This window comes from Egicoccus sp. AB-alg2, assembly GCF_041821065.1.
GTDB lineage: Bacteria > Actinomycetota > Nitriliruptoria > Nitriliruptorales > Nitriliruptoraceae > Egicoccus.
The window spans coordinates 148,148-170,474 of sequence record NZ_JBGUAX010000004.1 but is presented as its reverse complement, the minus strand read 5'-3'; the positions used below and the strand labels follow the sequence as shown (position 1 = coordinate 170,474).

General features: G+C 67.8%; 24 protein-coding genes. 5 read left to right on the top strand and 19 right to left on the bottom strand.

Annotated features, from left to right (window positions below):
• Positions 1–97 precede the first annotated feature (97 nt).
• Positions 98–823, top strand: coding sequence for an alpha/beta fold hydrolase (locus ACERM0_RS08350; RefSeq protein WP_373678115.1), 726 nt, complete (start codon positions 98–100; stop codon positions 821–823).
• Between the two features lie 17 nt (positions 824–840).
• Complete coding sequence (locus ACERM0_RS08345) at positions 841–1,116, top strand: muconolactone Delta-isomerase (RefSeq protein WP_373678114.1); 276 nt, start codon at positions 841–843, stop codon at positions 1,114–1,116.
• Between the two features lie 85 nt (positions 1,117–1,201).
• Here the strand turns inward: ACERM0_RS08345 and ACERM0_RS08340 are convergent, their stop codons facing one another.
• From ACERM0_RS08340 to ACERM0_RS08310, 7 genes are all read right to left on the bottom strand, one after another.
• On the bottom strand, positions 1,202–1,627 hold the full coding sequence (locus ACERM0_RS08340) for a universal stress protein (protein WP_373678113.1): 426 nt from the start codon (positions 1,625–1,627) through the stop codon (positions 1,202–1,204).
• Between the two features lie 44 nt (positions 1,628–1,671).
• On the bottom strand, positions 1,672–2,973 hold the full coding sequence (locus ACERM0_RS08335) for a TRAP transporter large permease (protein WP_373678112.1): 1,302 nt from the start codon (positions 2,971–2,973) through the stop codon (positions 1,672–1,674).
• Positions 2,974–2,976: 3 nt separating this feature from the next.
• The gene (locus ACERM0_RS08330) at positions 2,977–3,519 is read right to left on the bottom strand and encodes a TRAP transporter small permease (RefSeq protein WP_373678111.1); all 543 of its coding nucleotides are present in this window, start codon (positions 3,517–3,519) and stop codon (positions 2,977–2,979) included.
• An 80-nt stretch (positions 3,520–3,599) separates the two neighbouring features.
• The gene (locus tag ACERM0_RS08325; RefSeq protein WP_373678110.1) at positions 3,600–4,733 is read right to left on the bottom strand and encodes a TRAP transporter substrate-binding protein; all 1,134 of its coding nucleotides are present in this window, start codon (positions 4,731–4,733) and stop codon (positions 3,600–3,602) included.
• 200 nt (positions 4,734–4,933) lie between these two features.
• On the bottom strand, positions 4,934–5,602 hold the full coding sequence (locus ACERM0_RS08320) for a GntR family transcriptional regulator (protein ID WP_373678109.1): 669 nt from the start codon (positions 5,600–5,602) through the stop codon (positions 4,934–4,936).
• A gap of 8 nt (positions 5,603–5,610) precedes the next feature.
• Positions 5,611–6,303, bottom strand: coding sequence for a 4-carboxy-4-hydroxy-2-oxoadipate aldolase/oxaloacetate decarboxylase (locus ACERM0_RS08315; RefSeq protein ID WP_373678108.1), 693 nt, complete (start codon positions 6,301–6,303; stop codon positions 5,611–5,613).
• A 15-nt stretch (positions 6,304–6,318) separates the two neighbouring features.
• Positions 6,319–7,053, bottom strand: a complete 735-nt coding sequence (locus tag ACERM0_RS08310; protein ID WP_373678107.1) for a PIG-L deacetylase family protein — start codon at positions 7,051–7,053, stop codon at positions 6,319–6,321.
• Positions 7,054–7,164: 111 nt separating this feature from the next.
• On the opposite strand from ACERM0_RS08310, the gene ligA reads away from it, so the two are divergent.
• The 3 genes from ligA to ACERM0_RS08295 are packed head-to-tail and all read left to right on the top strand — an operon-like array spanning position 7,165 to position 9,344.
• Positions 7,165–7,533, top strand: a complete 369-nt coding sequence (ligA, locus tag ACERM0_RS08305; protein WP_373678106.1) for a protocatechuate 4,5-dioxygenase subunit alpha — start codon at positions 7,165–7,167, stop codon at positions 7,531–7,533.
• Positions 7,526–8,365, top strand: a complete 840-nt coding sequence (locus ACERM0_RS08300; RefSeq protein WP_373678105.1) for a class III extradiol dioxygenase subunit beta — start codon at positions 7,526–7,528, stop codon at positions 8,363–8,365. Before ligA ends, ACERM0_RS08300 begins: the two co-directional genes overlap by 8 nt.
• A complete protein-coding gene (locus tag ACERM0_RS08295; protein WP_373678104.1) occupies positions 8,358–9,344 on the top strand; it encodes a LysR family transcriptional regulator in 987 nt (328 codons plus the stop codon). Before ACERM0_RS08300 ends, ACERM0_RS08295 begins: the two co-directional genes overlap by 8 nt.
• Here ACERM0_RS08295 and ACERM0_RS08290 read toward each other — a convergent pair.
• The 12 genes from ACERM0_RS08290 to ACERM0_RS08235 form a co-directional block, all read right to left on the bottom strand.
• Positions 9,341–10,486: an FAD-dependent monooxygenase gene (locus tag ACERM0_RS08290; RefSeq protein ID WP_373678103.1), complete on the bottom strand. Its 1,146-nt coding sequence runs from the start codon at positions 10,484–10,486 to the stop codon at positions 9,341–9,343. The genes ACERM0_RS08295 and ACERM0_RS08290 overlap by 4 nt on opposite strands.
• Positions 10,487–10,594: 108 nt before the next feature.
• On the bottom strand, positions 10,595–11,542 hold the full coding sequence (locus ACERM0_RS08285) for a 2-hydroxyacid dehydrogenase (protein WP_373678102.1): 948 nt from the start codon (positions 11,540–11,542) through the stop codon (positions 10,595–10,597).
• Positions 11,539–13,026, bottom strand: coding sequence for a bifunctional 3-(3-hydroxy-phenyl)propionate/3-hydroxycinnamic acid hydroxylase (locus tag ACERM0_RS08280; protein ID WP_373678101.1), 1,488 nt, complete (start codon positions 13,024–13,026; stop codon positions 11,539–11,541). The genes ACERM0_RS08285 and ACERM0_RS08280 overlap by 4 nt, the downstream gene beginning before the upstream one ends.
• Positions 13,023–13,868, bottom strand: a complete 846-nt coding sequence (locus ACERM0_RS08275; RefSeq protein WP_373678100.1) for an ABC transporter ATP-binding protein — start codon at positions 13,866–13,868, stop codon at positions 13,023–13,025. Before ACERM0_RS08275 ends, ACERM0_RS08280 begins: the two co-directional genes overlap by 4 nt.
• Complete coding sequence (locus ACERM0_RS08270) at positions 13,869–14,678, bottom strand: ABC transporter permease (protein ID WP_373678099.1); 810 nt, start codon at positions 14,676–14,678, stop codon at positions 13,869–13,871.
• On the bottom strand, positions 14,651–15,379 hold the full coding sequence (locus tag ACERM0_RS08265) for an ABC transporter permease (protein WP_373678098.1): 729 nt from the start codon (positions 15,377–15,379) through the stop codon (positions 14,651–14,653). Before ACERM0_RS08265 ends, ACERM0_RS08270 begins: the two co-directional genes overlap by 28 nt.
• Before the next feature lie 122 nt (positions 15,380–15,501).
• Positions 15,502–16,605 carry an ABC transporter substrate-binding protein gene (locus ACERM0_RS08260; RefSeq protein WP_373678097.1) on the bottom strand — a complete coding sequence of 368 codons (1,104 nt, stop codon included), beginning with the start codon at positions 16,603–16,605 and terminating at the stop codon, positions 15,502–15,504.
• Between the two features lie 558 nt (positions 16,606–17,163).
• Positions 17,164–18,126 carry a fumarylacetoacetate hydrolase family protein gene (locus ACERM0_RS08255; protein WP_373678096.1) on the bottom strand — a complete coding sequence of 321 codons (963 nt, stop codon included), beginning with the start codon at positions 18,124–18,126 and terminating at the stop codon, positions 17,164–17,166.
• Positions 18,127–18,186: 60 nt separating this feature from the next.
• The gene (locus tag ACERM0_RS08250; RefSeq protein ID WP_373678095.1) at positions 18,187–19,125 is read right to left on the bottom strand and encodes a VOC family protein; all 939 of its coding nucleotides are present in this window, start codon (positions 19,123–19,125) and stop codon (positions 18,187–18,189) included.
• Positions 19,125–20,201: an amidohydrolase family protein gene (locus ACERM0_RS08245; RefSeq protein WP_373678094.1), complete on the bottom strand. Its 1,077-nt coding sequence runs from the start codon at positions 20,199–20,201 to the stop codon at positions 19,125–19,127. The genes ACERM0_RS08250 and ACERM0_RS08245 overlap by 1 nt, the downstream gene beginning before the upstream one ends.
• Positions 20,198–21,319, bottom strand: coding sequence for an FAD-dependent oxidoreductase (locus ACERM0_RS08240; RefSeq protein WP_373678093.1), 1,122 nt, complete (start codon positions 21,317–21,319; stop codon positions 20,198–20,200). The genes ACERM0_RS08245 and ACERM0_RS08240 overlap by 4 nt, the downstream gene beginning before the upstream one ends.
• A gap of 22 nt (positions 21,320–21,341) precedes the next feature.
• Positions 21,342–22,304 carry a cyclase family protein gene (locus ACERM0_RS08235; RefSeq protein ID WP_373678425.1) on the bottom strand — a complete coding sequence of 321 codons (963 nt, stop codon included), beginning with the start codon at positions 22,302–22,304 and terminating at the stop codon, positions 21,342–21,344.
• Positions 22,305–22,327: the final 23 nt, after the last annotated feature.

The following is a 22,327-nucleotide window of genomic DNA, read 5'->3' as shown; positions in this document are numbered from 1 at the left end:
CGGAAACGTGGTGGCGACCCTAGCGCGACGCGCGGTATTGTTGACAATCTTGTTGGCAGCTACTTGAGTCGGGTACGGCCCGCTCCCGGAGGCATTGATGGCGCGCACGTTCGTCCTCACCCATGGCGCTTGGCACGGTGCCTGGTGCTGGCAACGCGTGACACCGGCGCTTCGCGCGGCCGGCCACGAGGTCGTGCTGCCGACCTTGACCGGTCTTGGTCACCGCGCCCATCTGACGCACCCGATGATCGGGTTGGACACGCACGTCCGCGACGTGACCGCGGTGCTCGACTACGAACGACTCGACGACGTGATCCTCGTCGGGCACAGCTACGCCGGCATGGTCGTCGTGGGCGCCGCCGCCGCGGCCGCCGACCGGGTCGGCACCCTGGTGGTGGTCGACGGCTTCGTTCCCGAGCGTGGCGAGCGCGCCGTCGAACTGCTGCCGCCGCACGCCGCGGCGCACTACCGCGAGTCGGCCGAGGAGCAGGGCGGCGGCTGGCGGGTTCCTCCGCGGCCGCTGCAGAACCTGGGTGTCACCGACGAGGAAGCGGCCGAATGGCTGCGTCCCCGGCTGGTCGACCATCCCTTCAAGACCTACACCGACGCCGCCGACTTCGGCGCCTCCGAACTCGACGTCCGGGGCCACTATCTGGCCTGCGAAGGGTGGAACACGCCGTTCGGCTGGGCGGCCGAGCGCGCATCCGGGCTCGGCTGGCGGGTGCAGAGCCTGGACGCGGACCACGAGGTGATCGCCACCGCCCCCGACCTGCTCGTCGACGCCCTGCTGCGCGTCGCCGCCGACGAGCGCGTCACCGCCTGAGCCGAAGGACACAGCCGATGGACTTCCTCGTTCGCACGACCAACAATCTTCCGGTCGACACGCCGGAGGAACGCCGCCGTGAGCTGCAACAGGCCGAGCGCGCCCGCGCCGCCGAACTGCGCGAGGCCGGGCTGCTGAAGAAGCTGTGGCGGGTGCCGGGTACGCGATCGTCGATCGGCTGGTACGAGGCCAAGGACGCCACCGAACTGCACGAGGCCCTGTCCTCGCTGGCGTTCTTCCCGTGGATGGACATCGTCGTGGAGCCGCTGGCCACCCACCCGCAGGAGCAGTGACCGTCACGTCCGCTCCCCCGGGCGCAGGCGACAATTAGGGGGCCGACGTCACCTCGGCGTCGCACTTCCCGCGGCCGTCGTCACCTCAGTGTCGTGCCTCCACCGGCACGCACAGCACCGGACGCCCCGCCGCGAGCAGCAGGTCCTGGGTCGTGCTACCGAGCAGCAGCTTGCCGACCCGGGACCGCGCCCGGATCCCGATGACGAGCAGCGACGCCTCGGCGTCGGCGACCGCCTCCAGCAGCGCCGTGCTCGGGTTGTCGTCGCCGCTGGTGACGACCAGCGCCCGGCAGGAGACGCCACGCTCGCTCACGGTCGTCGCCGTGGCCTCGAGCTGCGTCCGGACGTCGGCCGCAGCAGTCATCTCCTGATCGACGTCGTGCTCGAACCCCGGGAGCTTGACGTGGCGGACCAGCACCAGGTCGCGCCCGGCCTGGCGCGCCTGCTCCTGCCCGGCCTCGACGAGGGCGTCCTGCGCAGGACCACCGGGCGTGCAGACGACGATGCTCATCGAAGACTCCTCTCAGGCTGGCGCGAGCGCGGGGGGCACACGGCTCAGCCCATCAGGTCGGGCAGGACCAGCACGATCTGGGGGAAGAAGATCACCAGCAGGGCAGCCAGCACCAACGCGAACCAGAATGGCGCCACCGAGCGGAACACCTTCTCCAGCGGGACCTCGGCGACACGGCTGACGACGAAGCTGATGATCCCGACGGGCGGCGTCAGCAGCCCGGTCAGCAGCATCATGATGCTGAGCACGCCGAACCACACGCCGTCGAAGCCCAGGCCGGTCACGATCGGGTACATGATCGGGGTCATGATCACGAGGATCGCGATCTCGTCCATGAACGCGCCCAGCACCACGTACAGGAGCAGGATCGCCGCGGCCACGACCCAGCCCGCGACCTCGAGGTCACCGATGAAGCCACCGAGCGCCCGGGGGATGCCGGTGGCCGACAGGAAGAAGCCGAACATCCGGCCACCGATGACGACGAGGAAGATCATCGCGCTCAGGCGCACCGTCTGGCTGACCGCCTCGACGAACCCCTTCCAGGTCAGCCGCCGTGACAGCAGGCTGAACGCCAGCGCCAGGAAGGCGCCGACGGCGCCGGCCTCGGTGGGGGTGAACACGCCGACGTAGATCCCGCCCATGCTCAGGCCGAAGATCGCCGGCACCGACCAGACGCGCAGCAGGAGCTTGGACATCGGGCTGCGCTGCACGTGGCCTTCGACCCCCGGCGCGAGCCGCGGACGCCGGCGCACCAGCAGGTAGGCGGTGATCATCAGCAGGATCGTGGTCATCAGACCCGGCAGGATCCCGCCGATGAGGAGCGCGCCGATGTTCTCCTCGGTCAGGATGCCGTACAGGACGAGCACGGCGCTCGGCGGGATCAGCGAACCGAGCGTGCCGCCGACGGCGATGCAGGCGGCGCCCAGACCTTCGTCGTAGTTGTAGCGGCGCATCTCGGGCATGGCGACGAGCGACATCGTGGACGCGGATGCCGTCGCCGAGCCGCTCACGGCACCGAACAGGCTCGAGGCGCCGATGGTGGCCAGGGCGAGCCCGCCCCTGAGGCGCCAGAGCAGGCCGTCGAGGAACCGGTACAGGTCACGTCCCAGCGCGGCCTGCGCCATGAGCAGTCCCATGAGGACGAACAGGGGGATGACGCTCAGTGCATAGCTGGCCGTGCTGGAGAAGGCGTCGGAGCCCAACCGGGCGAGCGCCGCGTCCGGCCGGACCACGAGGCCGTAGCCGACCACGGAGACGGCGATCATGGCGATGCCGACGGGCACGCGCGCGAGCAGCAGCAGGACGAGGACCGCGAAGCCCAGCAGGCCGATGAGTTCAGAGGACATGGATCAGCGCTCGTCGTCGGTGTCGGGCAGGTCGATGGCCACCGGCCCCTCCGCCGGATCGGGGTCGTCCGGCGCCCGGGTGCGCGTCACGCCGGTGACCACCACACCGACGGCGTAGATCACCAGTCCCACCACCGCGACCCACGCGACCCAGTAGAGCGGAATGGCGAGGGCACTGGTCGTACGCCGCGAGGCCGCGAGGATCCCGGTGTAGTCGTACAGGCGCCAGGCCATCACCACCACCGTGGCGAAGCTGACCGCGGCGGCGAAGAGGCCGAGCACGACGCGGCCGCGACGGCCCAGCTTCTCGTACACGAGGTCCACGCGGATGTGGTCCTCGCGGACCTGGGCGTACGCGAAACCGAGGAAGACGATCCCGACCATGGCGATCTCGGTGAGCTCCACGGTGCCGCGCACCGGACGGCTGAAGAGCCACCGCCCCAGGACGTTGCCCACGATCAGGAGCATCAGGCCGACGATCAGCGCCCCCGAGACGTAGTGGAGGACCCTGGTCAGGCCAGCGAAGCGTGCGACGAAACGCTGCATGGCGGGCCCTCTCCCGTTGACGCGGTGCAGGGGGCGGGCCGGCCGGCCGGCGCCCCCTGCACCGCAGTTTCGGACGTGTGCTAGTTGACGCCTGCCAACTCGATCATCCGGTCGTACATCTCCTGCGCCGGGACGTCGTCCGGCATGGAGTCGATCCAGCTCTGGGGCACGCCCGCGGTCGCGTCGCGCCACTCCTGCAGCTGCGCCTCGTCGAGCTCGTGGATCTCGAAGCCCCACTCCTCGAACTGGTCGACGGCCTCGCCGCCGACGCGGTCCATGTCCTCGGCCAGGGCCATGGACAGGTTCTCGAAGGCGGTCTCCTCGAACACGGCCTGCTGCTCGGGCGACATGCTCTCCCAGGTCGCCGGGTTCATGACCACGAACATGGTGCCGACGAAGAAGTTGCCGCGGGTCACGTGGCCGAGGACCTCCTCGAGCCCGAAGGTCGGGACGCCGGAGTGACCGATCAGCAGACCGTCGATGACGCCGCGGTCGAGCGAGTCGTACAGCTCGGGCGCCGGCATGCCGACCGCGGACCCGCCGAGCGTCTCCACCAGCGCGTTCTGCATCGGGGCCGGCGTGCGGATGCTCAGGCCACGGACGTCGTCGGTGGACTCCACGGGGCTGCTGGTCGTGAACAGGTCACCGACGTCGTGTGCCCACAGCGCCAGCACCTGGACGTCGCGGTACTCCTCCTGGAACTCGGGGAACTCCTCGTAGAGGTCCCACAGCACCTCGGTGCCCTGGACGGCCGAGTCGAACACGAATGGCAGTTCGATGACCTGGGTGATCGGGAACTGACCCGGCGTGTAACCGTGCAGCGCCCAACCCATGTCGGTGACGCCCGCCGCGGGGTGCTCGTAGTTGTCCGGCGGGCCCGACAGGGCGCCGGCCGGCTGGACGTCGAACGTCACCGTCCCGTTGGTCATCTCGGTGACCTCGTCCATCCACGGCTGCAGCACGTTCACCGCGAGGTGGTGCTGATCCGGGAACGGGTGCCCGAAGACGACCTCGACCTCCGGCGCGTCGGCGAATGCGTCCGGGTCGGCGGCTGCGCCGTCGTCGCCGGTCGCTTCCTCGCCACCGTCGGCGGGTTCCTCCGCCGCTTCGCCCGTGTCCGTCGGCTCGTCGTCACCGCCGCAGGCCACCAGCACGAGACCCAGCGCCGCCGTGACGGCCAGGGCCCGACGGCCTCTGCCCACCTTGCTGTGCATCCTCACTGCTTCTCCTCCCGAACCCTTGGTGCGCGACCGGGCGCCGGACCGACGCCTCGGAGTCCGCCACGCACGGTCATCGCATCCCTGTGCCGCGTCGGCTGCGCCGACGAGCTACGACCTCCGTCGTTGTCCGGGCAACCTGCCGCATCGTGACAGGATTGTCAACATTATTTCCAACCAAACGCGCCCGGCGTCGGTCAGCCGCTCGCACGTACGAGATGGCCGCTCTCGCGCTCGGCCAGCGCCTGCAGGGCGTCGATGACGCTGAACAGGTGCCCGCGCATCACCGCCTCGGCGGCGTCGGCGTCGCCGGCGACGATCGTCTCGATCACCTCTCGGTGCTCGGCGAGCCCAACGCTGGGTCGTCCGGGCAGCAGCGCGACACTGAAGTGGTAGCGCACGCTCTGGTAGCGCAGCCGATCGAGCAGGTCGGCCACCGTCTGCTGGCGCGCCACCTCGCGGACGTAGCGGTGGAGGTCCTGCGTGGTGGAGCTGTAGCGCATCACGTCCTCGGCGGCGACGGCGGCCGCCATCACGTCGCCGAGACGGCGCAGCTCGTCGCGTTCCCGAGGCGTCGCGTTCACCGCGGCCTTGGCCGCACAGAGGCCTTCGAGCACCGCGCGTGCCTCGGTGATCTCGATGGCCTCGTCGAGGCTGATGCTGCGGACGCGGGCACCGCGGTTGCGTTCGCGCTCGACCAGGCCCTCTCCCTCGAGGCTCATCAGCGCCTGACGCACCGCGCCGCGGGTCACGCCGTAGCGTTCGGTGAGCTCGGCTTCCACCAGCCGCTGGCCCGGCCCGAGCGTCCCACGCATGATGTCGTCGCGCAGGCTCGCAACGAGCGTCCGGCCTCCGTCGTTCGCCATGATCTCCCTCAGTCGTCCAGGCGGTCGACGTAGGCGACCCCGAGTTCTTCCAGTCGTTGCCGCAGGCCGTAGAGGTCGAGCCCCAGCTCGCCGGCAGCGAGTCGCTGCCGGGTCGCTGCCTCCCGCTCGAGCCTGCTGCGGGCAGCCTCGTTCGCGGCGGCGGCGCTCGCGAACGGGACGACCACCACACCGTCGTCGTCTGCGACCACCACGTCACCGGGGTTGACCAGGCCACCAGCACAGACCACGGGCACGTTGACCGAGCCCGGGGTGGCCTTGACCGTACCTTGCGCCGATACGGCCCGGGCCCAGACGGGGAAGCCGAGCTCGTTGAGTTCGGCGACGTCACGGACGCCGGCGTCGATGACCAGCCCGACACAGCCGTGCGCGCGCAACGAGGTCGCGAGCAGCTCGCCGAACATCCCGTCCGTCGATGGCGAGGTGGTGGTGACCACCAGCACGTCGCCGTCCGCCACCTGCTCGACCGCGGCGTGGATCATCAGGTTGTCGCCCGGATGGCAACTGACCGTCACGGCCGAGCCGGCGATGCGGACACCGCGCTGGATCGGCGACAAGTGCGTGCCCAGCAGCCCGATACGTCCCATCGCCTCGTGCACGGTCGCGACGCCCACCTCCCCGAGTTCGGCGATGACCTCGGGGTCGGCGCGTTCGATGCTGCGGACGACGAGGTTCCTGCGCATGGGCCCTCCCGGGCGTCAGTCGAGTTGGTCGGTGACCTGCGGGAAGACCCGCATGTAGGCCTCGGCCATGGCGTCGGTCTTCAAGCCGAGGTTGGGACCGGAGTTGCGCCTGGCCTGCACCCCGCGCCGCTTGGCGACGTCGGTGTAGTAGTTCCAGAGGTGCTCCTGGCCTTCCATGCAGCGCATGGCCGCGAGCTTGGTCTCCCACACCTCGGTGATGTCGAGCAGCACCTCGGGCCGGAACTCGCAGTACTCGGTCTGGTGGGGCTCGAAGAGGAACACCGGCGGGGCGCCCAACACCTGCTCGCCGGGGTGGTAGCCGGGGGCCTGGGCGATGATCCGGGCCTTCTGCGCCAGCCGGCTGGCCAGTGGATGGTCGGTGTTCCAGGGGTCGACCGTCGTGTGGGTGAGCACCACCGTGGGCTGCACCTCGCGGTAGATGCGCACCAGCTGGTCCAGCAGCTCGTCGGTCTCCACGATCGGGTAGTCGCCCACGTCGAGGGTGCGCAGCTCGGCGCCGAGCACCTCGGCCGCCGCGGCCGCTTCGCGGTGCCGCGCGCCCTTGACCTGGTCGAGGTCCATCCCCTGGCGCCAGTAGCGTGCGGATTCACCGCGCTCGCCGTACGACAGGCAGACGATGGTGGCACGGCCGCCGCGGGCGGTCGTGAGCGCGGCGGCGCCACCCGCCCGCCAGACGAAGTCCGCGGCGTGGGCGCTGACGATCAACAGGTTCGCGGTGTCGTTGGTCATGGCGGACACCGTAGATCGGGCACGACGGATTGTCCACAATGTTGTTGACTTTCACGCCTTCGGACACCAAGATCGTGAGGCCGACGTCGGCTGGAGGGCGAGAGCGCGACCATGACGAGCGTGAAGCGTGACTACGACGACATCCCCGGCACCTACGTGTTCGACGGCCGCCGTGCCCGGCAGGGTTACGCGCTGAACAAGTTCCTCAAGACCCTGGACGACCCCGAGGTCCGCGAGGTGTTCCGGCGCGACGAGGCCGGCTACCTCGACCGGTTCTCGCTGTCCGAGGAACAGCGCCGGGCCGTGCTCGAGCGTGACTGGAACGGCCTGCTGGAGTTGGGCGGCAACGTCTTCTACATCTGGAAGCTGTGCGTCTTCGACGGCTGCTCGATGCAGTACATGGGCGGACAGATGTCGGGGATGAGCGAGGACGAGTTCCGTCAGATGATGCTCGACGGAGGAAGGCGACAGGATGGCTGAAGTGATCGCTGGCGTCGCCAGCTCGCACGTGCCGCCCATCGGTGCGGCCATCGACCGCGGCAAGACCGACGAGCCGTACTGGGCACCGTTGTTCGAGGGCTACGAGAAGGCCCGCGAATGGATGGCGGAGAACACCCCGGACGTGTGCGTCCTGGTCTACAACGACCACGCGAACGCCTTCGGGATGGAGATGATCCCGACGTTCGCGATTGGCGTCGCACCCGAGTTCGAGCCGGCGGACGAAGGGTTCGGCCCGCGGCCCGTGCCGACCGTCCAGGGGCATCCCGAGTTGGCGTGGCACCTGGCGGAGTCGCTGATCCTCGACGAGTTCGACATGACGATCGTCAACGAGATGACGGTCGACCACGGCTTCACCGTGCCATTGTCGATCCTGTTCGGGCAGGTCGACGAGTGGCCGTGCCCGGTCATCCCGATCGTCGTCAACGTGACCCAGTACCCGCCGCCGACGGGCAAGCGCTGCTACGCGCTCGGGCAGGCCATCGGTCGGGCGATCGCGAGCTTCGACCAGGACCTGAAGGTCACGGTGCTGGGCACCGGCGGGATGTCCCACCAGTTGGGTGGCGCCCGTGCCGGGCTGATCAACGAGGAGTTCGACCGCGACTTCATGGACCGGATCGGGCCCGACCCCGAATCGCTGCTCGACCTCACCCACACCGACTACATCCGTGCGGCGGGCACCGAAGGCGTCGAACTGGTGATGTGGTTCATCATGCGCGGCGCGCTGGACGAGCGGGTGCATGAGGTGCACCGGCACTACCACGTGGCCGCATCCAACACCGCGACGGGGCTGATCATCTACGAGAATGACTGACACGGTGCGTCCGCGGGAGGGCGCGGCGGTGAACAGCGAGGGCTCGGACCTCGACGCGGTGAACCTCAACAACGTCGACCTGAACCTCCTGGTCGCCCTCGACGCGTTGCTCGCAGAGCGAAGCGTGACCAGAGCAGCGGAGCGTCTCCAGCGCAGCCAACCGGCGTTGAGCGCGGCGCTCAAACGGCTACGGTTCCAGTTTCGCGACGAATTGTTGATCCGCGTCGGCAACGACTATGAGCTGACGCCGCTCGCGGCCCAGCTCAAGCGACGGACCGCCCTTGCGCTCGCCGACGTGCAGCGGGTCTTCGCCACCCGGGCCACCTTCGACCCCACTGCCTCGGACCGCGAGTTCGTCATCGTTGCGTCCGACTATGGCGAGTGCGTCGCCGGCCGCGCGCTGAGTGCCCTCCTCGCGCGCGAGGGGCCTGGGGTGCGGTTGCGCTTCGCGCCCATGTCGGATCCCTGGGTCACCCAGGCCGAGGAATCGCTCCGAGCGGTGGACGGCCTCCTACTGCCCCACGGCTACCTCCCCAACCTGCCCTCGCTGGAGGTCCATACCGACCGGTGGATAGCGATCTGTTCCTCGCGGAACACGGATGTCGGTGACACGCTGACGCTGGAGAACGCGACCCTGGCACCGTTCGTGCTGCCTTTCACGCGGGCGGCCACAAGCATCACGCCCGTGCGCCAACTGATGGCAATGGGTGCGCGTCCCTCGGTCGTCGTGGGGGTCGAACACTTCTCCGCTGTCCCGCAGTTCGTGATCGGCACCGACCGCATCGGGATCATGCAGGAACAGCTGGCGAGGCACTTCGCTCCGAGCGATGAGATTCGTATCGTTGCCCTGCCGTTCGACTCGACCCTCCGCGAAGCCTTCTGGTGGCATCCGTCGATCGACCGTGACCCCGGTCACCGCTGGTTGCGCACACAGATATTGGCGGCCGGTCGGGCGCTCGAGACGTCCCATGAGGCTTAGATCGGGGCGTTCAGCGCAGACCAAACCGATCGCATCCGCTCGGCCGCCTCTGCGGGCGAGGGCGGTGGCTCGTCCGATGGTTGCAGTTCTGCCTTCAGGATGCCGTAGGAGACGTCCTGGACGAACTTGGCTCGGGGGTAGCGGCGCTCTGCATACCCCTGGAGTGCCTCGGGCACCGACGGGTCCCCGGTAAGAAGCTCCGCCAGCACGACGGCGTCCTCGATTGCCATCCCTGCCCCCTGTGCAAGGGTCGGGGCGCTCGCGTGTGCGGCGTCGCCGCCGAGCGCGACGTGTCCCACCGACCAAGGCGGCGCCAAACACACCTGCTCGACAGGCGTGAATGCGATCAGTTCGGCCAGCCCGGGCTCGTCCAGGACCGACAGGCTGTCGCCCAACCCGGCCTCGAAGTCACGGAGTTCCTCGCGAAGGACCGTGGCGTAATCCTTCGAATGAATTCGGGAGGGGTTGTCCTCTGGACGCAGCAGGCCGACGAACATCGAGTCGCTGGAGATGGGGACCATCAGCGCCCGCGGCCCGCCTGGGACCTGGAGCATCCGGAAGCGGTCCAGGTCGGCGGGCCGGCTCATTTCGACGCGCCAGACGACATAGCCGGTGTAGGTCGGACGAACCTCGGGGAACAGCATTTCTCGCATCTGAGAGTGCACCCCATCGAAACCGACAACCGCGTCGTAGGTCTCCCTCGTGCCATCCGAAAAGGCGACATCAACGCGCGCGGAACCCTGCTCGAGCTCGGTGACCGTTGTCGCCATCCGAATCGATGCTCCGGCTGCCCGAGCAACCTCGACGAGGATGCGGTGGATCTCGGGCCTCGGGATGCTGACCGACGCGGGGATGTGCCCACCGCCGAGCAGGATCTGGACGCTTGAGAGCAACTCGCCCTCGACATCGCAGAGGTCGATCCGGTCGTACACCACCCCATGGGAGGTTGTCGCCTCAAGCGCTCCGACTGAATCGAGCGCGCGAAGTGCATTGCCTCCGAGTGTGAGCCCGATGCCCCAGGCGGCATGCTGGGGACGCCGCTCGATCACGTCCACGACCGCCCCCCGCTGCGCGAGAGCGGCAGCCGCCGTAGCGCCCCCCAAGCCGCAGCCGACAACGAGGATTCGACGTGGGTCCTTCATGGACTTCCCTCTCCTAGTCGCTTGCTCCGACGAGCGGTGGTCCTGCTGTTCGCCCCGAGACGCCGCCGCCACAGGACTGCTGGCGCCCTCGCCTGACTTCTCCCCGACTCATGAGGGAGACGGCGCCACCCGGGGGACGATGTTCCGAAGCGACCGCCCCTGGCTGTACCGATGGAGTTGCTCACCAACGAGCTGGTACAACGTCGGGAGAGCGGTACGGGTCATCCCAGCGATGTGCGGGGTGTAGAGGACCCCGGGTGTCGCCCAGAGTGGGTGCTCCGGGGGAAGCGGATCAGGGCTCGTGGCATCGAGAGCCACCCGGATCCGCCCTGCCTGCAGGCTTGCCAACAACGCGCCCTGGTCGATCAGCCCGCCCCGTGCCGCATTTATCAGAATTGCGTCTTGAGGGAGCAGCTCCAGGAAGTGCTGGTCGACGATCCCTCGGGTCTTCCCGGTTTCGGGCAGGAGTAGGACGACGACATCGGCGCGGGGCAGGAGCTCGGGCAGGGACTCGGGGCCATGGACGCCCTCGCGGTGCCGGCTCGCCACCCGACAGATCTCGACGTCGAATGGGGCGAGTCGGCGCTCTACCGCTCGCCCGATGGATCCGTGACCCAAGATCAGCACGTTTTTCCCTGACAACGTGTCTGTCACCCTCCGGCGAACCCGTCGCTCCTCCTGTGCGATGGCCAAGGCAGGAAGTTCTCGCACCGTCGCAAGGAGTACAGCGACGACCCACTCCGACACGGACTGATCGTGGACACCGCGGGCGTTGCAGAGCACGACGTCATCGGGAAGGTGCGTTTCAAGGTGGTCGGTCCCCGCAGTCAGCGCCTGGACCACCGATAGTCCCGACATTGCTCGCATCGCCTCCGCTACAGGCCGGCTGGGAGCAAACGGCGGCACGTACACCTCGACGAGATCCGGCGACGAGGGCAGCGGTCCTGTGCCATCCCACACGCTGAGGACGATGTTGTCGGGCAGCGGCCCGATCAGTTCCGGTGCCGCGTCGTGAGGGACCCATACCTCGATGTTTCGCGTTGCCGCGCCCGTCATGCACATCGCCTTCCCGGTGTCCGAACAGGGACTCGGTCAACGAGACGGCTGAGGCCTTCCGGAGAGTGCGCGAGGCCGAGCACGTAACGGTCCGGTCGGATGATCACTGCCGACGCCCGCAGCCCGTCGAGGAGTTGCCCGATGCCGGGATCGTCGTCGTCGAGGACCACGATGTGCTCGCTCCCGGGAAGATCCGTCGTGGCTGCGCGCAGCAACGATGCGCGTGCGGCCAGCAAGAACCTGGGGCCGACGACATCATCCATCCGACGCCCGTCGGCAAGGCGGGGTTGGGGCGCCAGCGTGCCGGCCGGCGGCGGGTCGTCGGAGTGAAGGCCTGGTCCGAGCTGGGGTTCGATGGGCCGCAACTCTGCGGAGTTCTCCGCGAGTCGTAAGTCACGCGCACGCGCCTCGTCGGCGTCCGTGGTCATGACGATGCCGCCGATGCGGTTTGCCTCCTCGATCCAGGCGCGCGCATGCGCCTTGCGTTCTGCCTCGTACGTATCGAGGAGCGACTCGTCGCTCTCTCCCTGACAGACCAAAGCCAGCTTCCAAGCCAGATTCGCCGCGTCGCGCAGGCCGGACATCAGGCCCTGGCCCATGAAGGGTGGCTGCACGTGGGCGGCGTCGCCAGCGATCATGACTCGCCCGGAACGCCAACGGTCGACTGCCAAGGAGTGGAAGCGGTACAGCGCAGCTCGAACGATCTCGAACTGCCCCGTGGGGATGACGTCGCGCAACAGGCCGATGACGGATTCCGTTGACGTCAACTCGTCAGGATCATCGTCCGGCATCACCATGAACTCGAACCGGGACGGGAACCGTCCCCCCGGGCTGACATAGTGGGGCCGCGTCGGATCGCAGACGATCGTTGGTCGATCCGGCAGTTGGCCGTTTCCACCGGCGGCATCCACGACGAGGAAGGGATGGTCCGGCCCGAGCGGTTGGTAGCGGGATCCGATGTGGTCTCGAACCATCGAGTTCGCACCGTCACATCCCACCACGAAGCGCGTGCGAAGAGCGGCTGTCGTCCCGCGGACGAGGTCACGTACATGGACCACGACGTGATCCGAACGGTCTTCGAGTGCCGTCACCTCATGAGCGGTGCGCAGTTCACCCGTCGCCGTGCTCGCGAGGGCACCCCGCAGCGTCTCCTCCAGGTTCGGCTGCGACATCTGATAGTCCGCCCACCCGGCCGGGTGCAGGGGCGGAGCCGTGTATTCGAGGAGTAGCTCCCCGGAGGCGTCGAGGACGCGTAGCCCTCTGGTGGCGAGCATGTCCTGCTCGAGCCGGTCAGCTGCGCCGAAGGTCTGGAATATCCGCATGCCTTCCCAGTCCACATGCCGCGCTCGCGGCATGTGGTAGACGTCGGTCTCGCGCTCGAGCGCCGTCACACGTAGCCCATGCTGCGCAAGCAGGTTGCTCAGCGTGACGCCGACAGGCCCGCCGCCGACAACGACGACATCGAGGGGCGGTGTCTCCCTCAAGCTTCACCTCCCCCACCTTGGCGTGCCGTGGCCGGCGAGGGGACGCCACTCGAGTCAGCGGCTCGTGGCGACTCGACAGCCTGCGTGTCGGGACGGATCAGCCGCATGACCTGCGTGCGCAGCTCGGTGAAACGGGGAGCGCTCTTGGTCTCGATCTGGTCGCGGGGCCTCGGCAGGTCGACCTCGACGATGTCGGCGATGACGCTCGGTCGTTTTGTCAGCACGAGCACGCGGTCGCCGAGATAGACGGATTCGTCGATGTCATGCGTGACGAACACGGTCGTGACGCCGAGGTCGGCATGCACCTGCAGCATGAGGTCTTCGAGGTCGCTGCGGGTTTGCGCGTCGACGGAGCCGAAGGGTTCATCCATCAAAAGGATGTCGGGCTTGTAGGCGAGTGCCCGAGCGATCGCGACCCGCTGCTGCATCCCGCCGGAGAGCTGCCAGATGTAGTGGTCGACGAACCCTTCGAGCCCGACCTCGGCGAGTGCTGACCGGACGCGATCGCGGCGTTCTGTTGCGCTGGCGACCTTGTTGCGCAGCGGCAGCTCGACGTTTCCGCCGACGCTGTACCAGGGCATCAGTGATCGGCCGTAGTCCTGGAAGACCAGCGCCATGGCCTCAGGCGGCCCGTCGATGGGTGTGCCGTGGAGGCTGACTCCTCCACTCGTCGGGCTCAAGAGCCCGATGAGGCACCTCAGGAGGGTGGTCTTCCCCGCCCCCGATGGGCCGACGATGCACAGGAACTCGCCGGGCTCGACGTCGAAACTGATGCCACCGACCGCTTGGACCTGTGAGGGGCCCTGCCCGTACGTCTTCGTCAAATCACGGATGGTCAGCATCTACACACCTTGAGAGGAACGGGTCATCTGATAGTGCCAGCGAAGTACGCGCCGTTCGATGGCGACGAACACGGCATTGAAGAGGTAGCCGAGCACGGCGAGCAGGATCATTCCACTCCACATCGCAGAAATGCGGAAGCGGGTCTGATAGCTCAAGGTGGCGTGACCGATCCCATTGGTCGCAGCGACCATCTCCGTGACGATCATCAAGATGAACGCGACGGCCAAGGCGATCCGCATCCCAGCAAAGATCTGCGGTGCCGCGCTTGGCAGCAGGAGTGAGACAAGACGCTGACGGGCGGTGAGACGAAACGTGCGCGCCATGTCCTCTAGCGTCTGGTTGACCGACCGCACACCGTCGATCGTGTTGAGCAGAACTGGGAAGAAGCACACGAAGGCGATGAGCGCAATCTTCATCGTGTCCCCGATCCCGAGGAGCAGGACGGCGACCGGGACGAGCGCGACCGGCGGGATGGACCGACTGAACTGCACTATGGGGTTCAGGGCCCGGCCGAGTGCGTGCACGCGGGCGAGGACAACGCCTACCGCGATCCCAAAGACAATAGCCACTGCGTACCCGGTGAACATCCTCCGCAGACTCGGGACCACATCCGACGTCAGACGCTCCTGCATCCAGACGTCCCACAAGCTCTCGAGAATGGCGGTCAGCGGGGGGAAGTAGACGGAGCCACTATCACGCGACCACCACCACCACCCGGCAAGAACCACGACGGGAAGAAGCGCATTGAGAGCGAGCGCGCCAAGCCGTTCTCGAGTCATCATCAAGACCTTCGGTACGGCCGGTGCCACCAGAGAACACGCTTCTCGGCGAACTGAAAGAGTTCGTTCAAGGCGTATCCCAACGCACCGAGCACGACGACGTAGCCATAGACGCCCTCGGAGATTCCCGCGAGCTGCAGGGACCGGAGCGCTCGACCAGTCCCCGCCACCCCACTGATCATCTCGAGGGCGACGGCCACCACTAGTGCGATCGACGAGGCCAGCCGAACGCCCGTACCGACAAAGGGAGATACCTGCGGCAGGATCACGGAGAACAGCCGCTGGCGGCGGGACAATCCATACGCGCTGCCGACGTCATCGAGGAGCGAATCGACTCCTCGTGCGCCGTAGTAGGCCTGAAAGAGAACCGGCCAGACCACCGAGACCGCGACCAGAAGGACCACCATTTCGGTGGTGACGCCGAGCAGCAGCAGTACGAGGGGGAGGTAGATGACCGAGGGGACGGGTCGGAGGAATTCCGATGGCGTGATCAGCAGCTGCTCCAAGTTCCGGCTGAGTCCCATCACGAGACCGAGCAACAGCCCTACCGCGGCGCCGAGGATCAGGCCTCCTCCCCAATGGAGCAGCGTTCGCCCCACCGCGACATACAACTCGGTGCTTCCGAGTTCCCGGATGAGCCACGTCAACACTTCGCTGATCGGCGGCAGCGACCGGCGTGGCAACCACTCGAGGCGACTGGCGACTTCCCAGATGGCAAGCGTTCCCAGCACCGTCGCGATGGGTAGCAGTCGGTTCGCGATGTCTCCGCGAGAGTGGCGCTTCCGCCCGCCCGGGTCCGGGGACCTGCGGTCCCCGGACCCAACGATGGGCGAAGCGCTCTGATCCACGACACTCACCGGAGCAGCACCGCGTCCACGTCGACCGGCTCGTCATACAGGCCGTACCTGGCGTTCTCCTCGTTCTGCACTTCGAGAGCGCGAAGAGCATCAGGGTCGTCGGCCGGGTTCATTCCATCCCACAACGGCAGCGGAATACGCGCGACCGCCTCGGGCGGCATCGGAGTGATGTCCACGATCGTCTGCCGAGCAAGCTCCTCGTCCTCGTTGAGTTCCTCGGACGCGCGTTGCAGGGCGCGACGGAACCGCTCCAACTCCTCACCATGATCCTGGGCGAACTCGCGTGTCGCGAAGAAGAACACCTGCGCGTAGTTGTCGACCCCGTAGACCTCCTCCATGAGCAGCAGGTCGATGAACTCGACAAGGCGTCCTCCCCCGGACAGAGCCATTCCCGTGAACGGGACCACCGAGAGGACGGCATCGACGGTGCCGTCGGCGAGTGCTTGGGGCATGTTCGGGAAGGGGACGGCAAGAACCTCGACGGACTCGTGGTCGATGCCGGCAGCGTCCATCGCGGACCGCCAAGAGATTTCCATGCTGCTGAGAACCTGATGTACGGCCAGCGTTCGTCCCTCGAGATCCTCCAGCGTCTCGATACCGCTGTCCTCCCCAGCGACGATGGCGAGCTGACCACCCTCTGGGCGCGGCACGGTCTTGGCGATGTTGCTCACGAGGGTGAGGGGGATGCCTTCCGCTTCGGCGGCGAAGATTCCCCCCGATGCTGTCTGCGCGAGGTCAAGCTGGTCGCCCAGCAGCAGCGGTACAGCCCCGGCGCTGGTGGGGGCGCCTTCGACGAGTTCGATCTCCAGTCCCTCGTCAGCGAAGTAACCCTGCTCGTAGGCTCGGTTCATGTTGGCGAGATTGGCCAACCACTCGACGCCGACGCGCAGGGTGAACGGCTCGTCCACCACGGCGGAATCGCCGTCATCGGCCTCCTCCCCCGCCGCCTCGTCGCTCTCCTCGACTGGCGACTCGTCCGCTTCCTCTTCCGAGGTCGCAGCGGGCTCGTCGGCTCCCTCGACGGACTCCTCAGCGGCACAAGCGGTCAGCAACAGGAGTGCAACCCCCAGCGCCGGAAACCATTTGCGTGTTGCAGACATTCCCGTGTCCTTTTTGTAGGTCGTCTGGTGAGCGGTTCGCCCCCGGTCCTGTCTCGTTGCTTCAGTCGGCGGGTCGAGCCAAGGCCGGTGGACGGTGAATCAGCGAGATCCCGAAACTGCAGGAGGACGAAGTCGACGGTCTCACGCGGCACGGAACCGAGGAGGGTCTGCTCGTGTCAGTCGAAAGCTGGTCAGCTTCCTCTGAACGAGAGCCACGCGGCGCTTCGTCCGGACGGAAACGTTCGGCGAACGGTCATCAACCGCATCCGCTAGGACCATCACCGGTACCTCCCTCCCATACGCGACCGCAGAGACGCTCTCTCCCAGCGTCTTGGCGTCGGCCGGTTCGAGCATGCCGGCCCCATGGCGCATAGGGAACACTAATTCGTTGATTGGGCCCATCAGTCAGCCTGATGGCGGCACTGCTGTGCCGAGCCTGCGGCTGACAGCAGGGCGGGAGGCCACGGAAGCCGGAGTCGCCCGTTCCGTCGGCGTGAGGCGCCGGCCGAACGCACGCCACCGTCGACGCCTCCTTCGGCGCTCATGAGAGAGGTGACGTCACGGCCGTGACCGCGGGCGTCGACGCGCGGGTGGGATCGCGGGTGCGTCCCTGCCGGCGACGACGATGTTGGTGAGGGTGCCGAGGCCCTCGACGTTCAGCTCGACGACGTCGCCCGGCTGGAGCGCCGGCGGGTCCTTCTGCCCACGTCGACCCCAGAGTTCGGCGAGGCAGCCGCCGTTCCCACATGTCCCGGACCCGAGCACGTCGCCGGCCCGCACCCAGGTCCCCCGGGATGCGTACGCAACGAGGTCTCGGAAGGGCCAGCCCATGTTGGAGGCCAGGTCGCGACCGATCTCCTCGCCGTTGACCGTGACGGTGAGCGCGAGGGCAAGGAAGCCGTCGGCGTCGCGGAACGTCTCGAGTTCGTCCGCAGTCACGAGGGATGGGCCCAGCGAGGAGGCGAAGTCCTTGCCCTTTGCCGGCCCCAGCCCGACCCGCATCTCCACGCGCTGCAGGTCGCGCGCCGACCAGTCGTTGAGGATGGTGTAGCCGAAGATGTGCTCCTCGGCCTCCGCTGGGGCCAGCGTCGTCCCGTCGCGACCGACGACAGCCGCGACCTCGAGTTCGAAGTCGAGCTCACGACACCCCGGGGGGACCGCCACCTCGTCGCCGGGACCGACGATCGCATGCGGGTTGGTGAAGTAGAACGTCGGAGCGGCGTACCACTCCTCGACGACCACGGCGTCCGGCGACACGCTCTTGACGATCCCTTCGACGTGTTCCTCGAAGGCGACGAAGTCCCGCAGGGTCGGCGGCTGCAGCGGTGGGCGAAGGCGTACCTGGTCGAACGGCACGGCCGGCTGCGTGGTCAGGACCGAGGCACCGGCCTCCTTCGCCGCCTCGAGACCCGAGCGCACCAGATCCAGCACGGTCGTCTCGTCGTCGAAGAGGTAGACGCGGCCATCGTCCAGGACGCCTGCGGCCGTCCTGCCCGCGTGCTCGACGGTCACGAATCGCATGCGGGACGCCTTCCTGAGCGGTTGCGTGGCACCGACCGAGAGCCCGGCGACCGGGCGTGATCAGACCGGTGGGGCAACGAACACGCCCTTGTCCGGGTCGTTGAAGGACTGGCGTGCCACGAACTCGGTCATCGGGTTCGCCGTCCCCCACTGGTCGGCAACCTCTGCATTCGCGAGGTCGTACACCTGCGGATGCCAGGTGTCCTCGTCGAGGATCTCGAGCTCGGTCGTGTATTCGACCGTGTTTCCGTGGGGGTCGAGGAAATACGAGAAGGTGTTGTTGCCGGCCAGATGGCGTCCCGGCCCCCAGACCTTCTGGACCCCGCCCCGGAGCAGGCGTCCCGTCCCGCGCAGGTATTCATCGAGTCCCCGCATCTCGAAGGACGCGTGGTGCAGCGCGACGTGAGGACCGCGCGCGACCGCGAAGCTGTGGTGCCAGGAGTTGCACCGCAGGAACCACATCATCTCACCCAGGTAGGGGTGCTTCAGGATGTCGGAGAGCGAGAACTGCAGGTGTCGCTCATAGAACGCAACCGTTCGCTTCGGATCCGGGGAGTTGACCACGACGTGGGAGAGCCGCACCGGGATCGATTCGCCCTCCTCGATCCTGCGATGCTCGCGGACAGCGACGTCGGCGGAAACTTCCACCGTGCGGCCATCGATGTCGAAGAACCGGAACCCGTAGCCTCCTCCCGGCGTGTCGAGGGGGCCGGGCTCGGAGACGAGGTCGATGCCGTCACGACCGAGACGCTCCGCCATCTGGTCGGCTGCTGCTTCGTCGGCGACGCCGAAAGACAGCAGGTCCACCCGCTTGTCGCGGTCGCGCCGCAGCCGGACGATGTACTGCTCCGCGGAGCCCTCGGCGGCGAGGAAGCTCAACCCGTCGTCGGTCGCGACCTCGGTGAGGCCCCACAACTCGGTGTAGAAGCGCTTCTGTCGGTCGAAGTCCGGGACGGCGAGGTCGACGTGGCGAAGATGGGTGATCAGGCGGTCCGGCATCAGGAACCTCCGTGGGCGGTGGCATGACGGTCGACGTTGATGGCCTGCTTTGGCAAGAGGCCGAGATCGCGGGCGTTGCCCGACGCGATGCGTTGCACGTCCGCATCCGACAATCCGGCCTCGACGAGCCGATCGACGGGGTTCTCGACCCCCATGTCGAAGGGGTAGTCGGAACCGAGCAGGACGTGTTCAGCACCGACCACGGCGACCAGGCTCCGCAGGGCGTCGGGGGTGTGGACGAGCGAATCGAAGTAGATCTGTCGAAGGTAGTGCGAGGGTGGCTTTTCGCAGGTCCGCGCGTCGGGCCGCACCTGCCAGCCGTGGTCAGACCGGCCGAGATACGTCGGCAGATACCCACCACCGTGCGCAGCGATCAGACGCAGATCGGGGAACCGGTCGAGCACCCCGCTGAAGATCAGGTGCGAGAGTGCGACGGCGTTCTCCACCGGCTGGCCGACGATGTTCGACAGGTAATAGCGGTCCAGTCGAGCGTCGAGCGAGCACCCGAACGGGTGCAGTAGGACGACGGCATCGAGGGTGCTGGCTCGTGACCAGAACTCGTCGAGCGCGAAATCCGACAACTCGACGGTGCCGCCGTCTCCGGTCGGTGCGTGCGACGAGAGCTCCACACCGACGAGGCCATGCCGGCTGACCGCCTCATCGAGGATCTCCGCGGCCAGGAGGGGGTGCTGCAATGGCACCATTCCGATGCCCACGAGCCGGTCCGGAGCCTGGTCGACGAGCGCGGCGATCGACGCGTTCGCCGCGTCGCAAATTCGACGGGCGAGTTCCGGGTCGGCCCAATAGTGGTACTGGTTCGGCGAGGGCGAGACGATCTGGACGTCGACTCTCGCCTCGTCCATCGCTGCGAGGCGAGGCGCGAGCTCCAACAGCCGCGGGAGCCGGGTGCGGACCATCTCCCCGTTGATCGGCATCGCCTCGTCGCCGTTGCGGATCCGTTCGAGGCGCGACTGAACGTCCAGCATGGGATGGCCGGCGACGATGTCGTCGATTGCTGGCAGGAGTGCGTGGGCGTGCACGTCCACCACCAGGTCGGCGCCGTTGAGCGCCGTCATGCCGGTTCTTTCAGCATGCCCATGGTGCGACCGATCAAGCCCGGGACGTCCGCGTCCTGCGTGCCTTCGATCAGCCACGTGCAAAGTTGCACGGACGCGGCGACGGTCTGCTCGACGCGTGGGCGACGGCGTTCGACGAAGGCAGCGAGGCCTTTGTCGAGCCCGCGCGCCTCGATCTCCTGGCCGAGAACCTGTGCGTCCTCCAGCGCCATCGCCGCTCCCTGCGCCAGGGTCGGCGGGCAGCTGTGGGCCGCATCGCCGATGAGGACCACACGGCCCCGATGCCATGGGCCGTCGATGACGTGGCTTTCGAACCAGGTGTAGTTGATTGCCTCGGCGGCGCTGATGAGCGGTCGGATCTCGTTCCAGGGGCCGCCATACGATGCAGCGAGGTCCTCCATGATCTGGCGTTGCCGATCCGGTGTGAGGTTCGAGCGGTCCTCCGCCTCTTCCACCAGATAGGCGTACATCGAGTCCTCCGCAGTGGGGCAGAACCCCGCGATGAAGCATCGACCTCCGTAGGCGAGCTCGGTGCGCTGGATCGATTCGGGCCGAGGGATGAACACCCGCCAGATCCCCATGCCGAGCGGCTTCGGTCCTGTCTCGATCCCGATCATCTCGCGCACGGCGGAGTTCACCCCGTCTGCACCGACGACGAGGTCATACTGCCCGGTTGCCCCGTCGCTGAAGGTGGCCTGTACGCCAGCGGCGTCCTGCTCCAGGGACGTGACCGTGAGGCCGAAGCGCAAGGATGCGCCCGCCTCTCGCGCGGCGTCGGCCAGGATTCGTGCGAGCGTCGGTCGTTCCATGCCCAGGGTCGCCGGAAGGTCCGGCCCGCCCGTGCGCACGTCCTCGAATTCCGCCACGAGGTGACCGTCGGGCGTCCGCATCCCGAGCGTGGTGAAGGCGTACCCGTGGTCCTCGGCGTCCTCCCACACCCCGAGCTCGCGGAGCACACGCAACGCGTTGCCCTGCACCGTGATGCCCGAACCAGCCCTCGGAACGTCGTCGCGAATCTCGACGACGTCGACTTGCGCCCCTTGACGCGCAAGGAACGTCGCGGCGGCGCAACCGGCGAAGCCGCCGCCCACGACGAGTACGGTGCTACCTGTGGTCATGGGTCTTCTCCATGCGGTGGGTTCAGAGCACAGCAATGGGGTTGACAGGTGAGCCGACGGCTCCGGTGATGGGCAGCGGCGCCGCCGTCAGCCAGAATTCCCAGGTCTTCGCGTCACGACAGTGCGCAGCCAACGCCTCGAAGTCCCACATCTCCCCCACGTAGAGCCCGATGTGCGGGATGGCGACCTGGTGCAGCGGCTGGAAGGACTCATGGAACTCGTTGGGGCGGACCTCGAACCCCCAGGTGTCTGTGGCCACGCCGGCGATCTCCGCGGCATGCAGCCAGTCCGCCGTCAGGAACGACAGTCCTGGGGCATCGCCACCGGCGTAGTCACCCCACCCCTCGCGACGGACGCGGGCCAGCTGCCCCGTCCGGACCAGCAGAACGTCGCCCCGGCCGACTGATGACGTCGGCCCCTGGGCCGCGATCGTCTGGTCGAGGTGCTCCGGAGTGATCGCGAAGCCGTCGGGCAATTCCCCGTTCTCACCGAGTGCACGCCCCACGTCGAGAAGCACACCGCGCGTCGCGATCGCGGACGCTGCGGTCTCGATGCCAGTGAGCCGGTCGCCCATGCTCGTCACCACGTCCCCTGCGCGCCGTCCGTTCCAGGCGCGACCGTGGTCGAAGATGTGACCGAGCCCGTCCCACTGCGTGGAGCATTGCAGCGGCATCGAGATCACGCCGTCGGCACCACCGATGCCGTGCGGAAAGCCCTGGACGCCCGCCTCGGCATCGGTGCCGGTGTCGAGCATCGTGTGCACCGGGTTGGTCCGGCGACGCCAGCCCTTCTGAGGGCCGTCGGCGTCGAAGCGCTGTGAGAGGGAGAACGACACGCCCTCGCGGACGAGGGTGGCAGCCTCGCGGCGCTTGCGGGCATCGATGAAGTTCAACGTTCCGAGGACGTCGTCCTCACCCCACCGGCCCCAGTTGCTGCACCGCTCCGCCGCAGCCGCGACCGCGGCGGTCGGGTCGGCGGGATCGATGGTGAACGCCTGGCGTTCCTGGT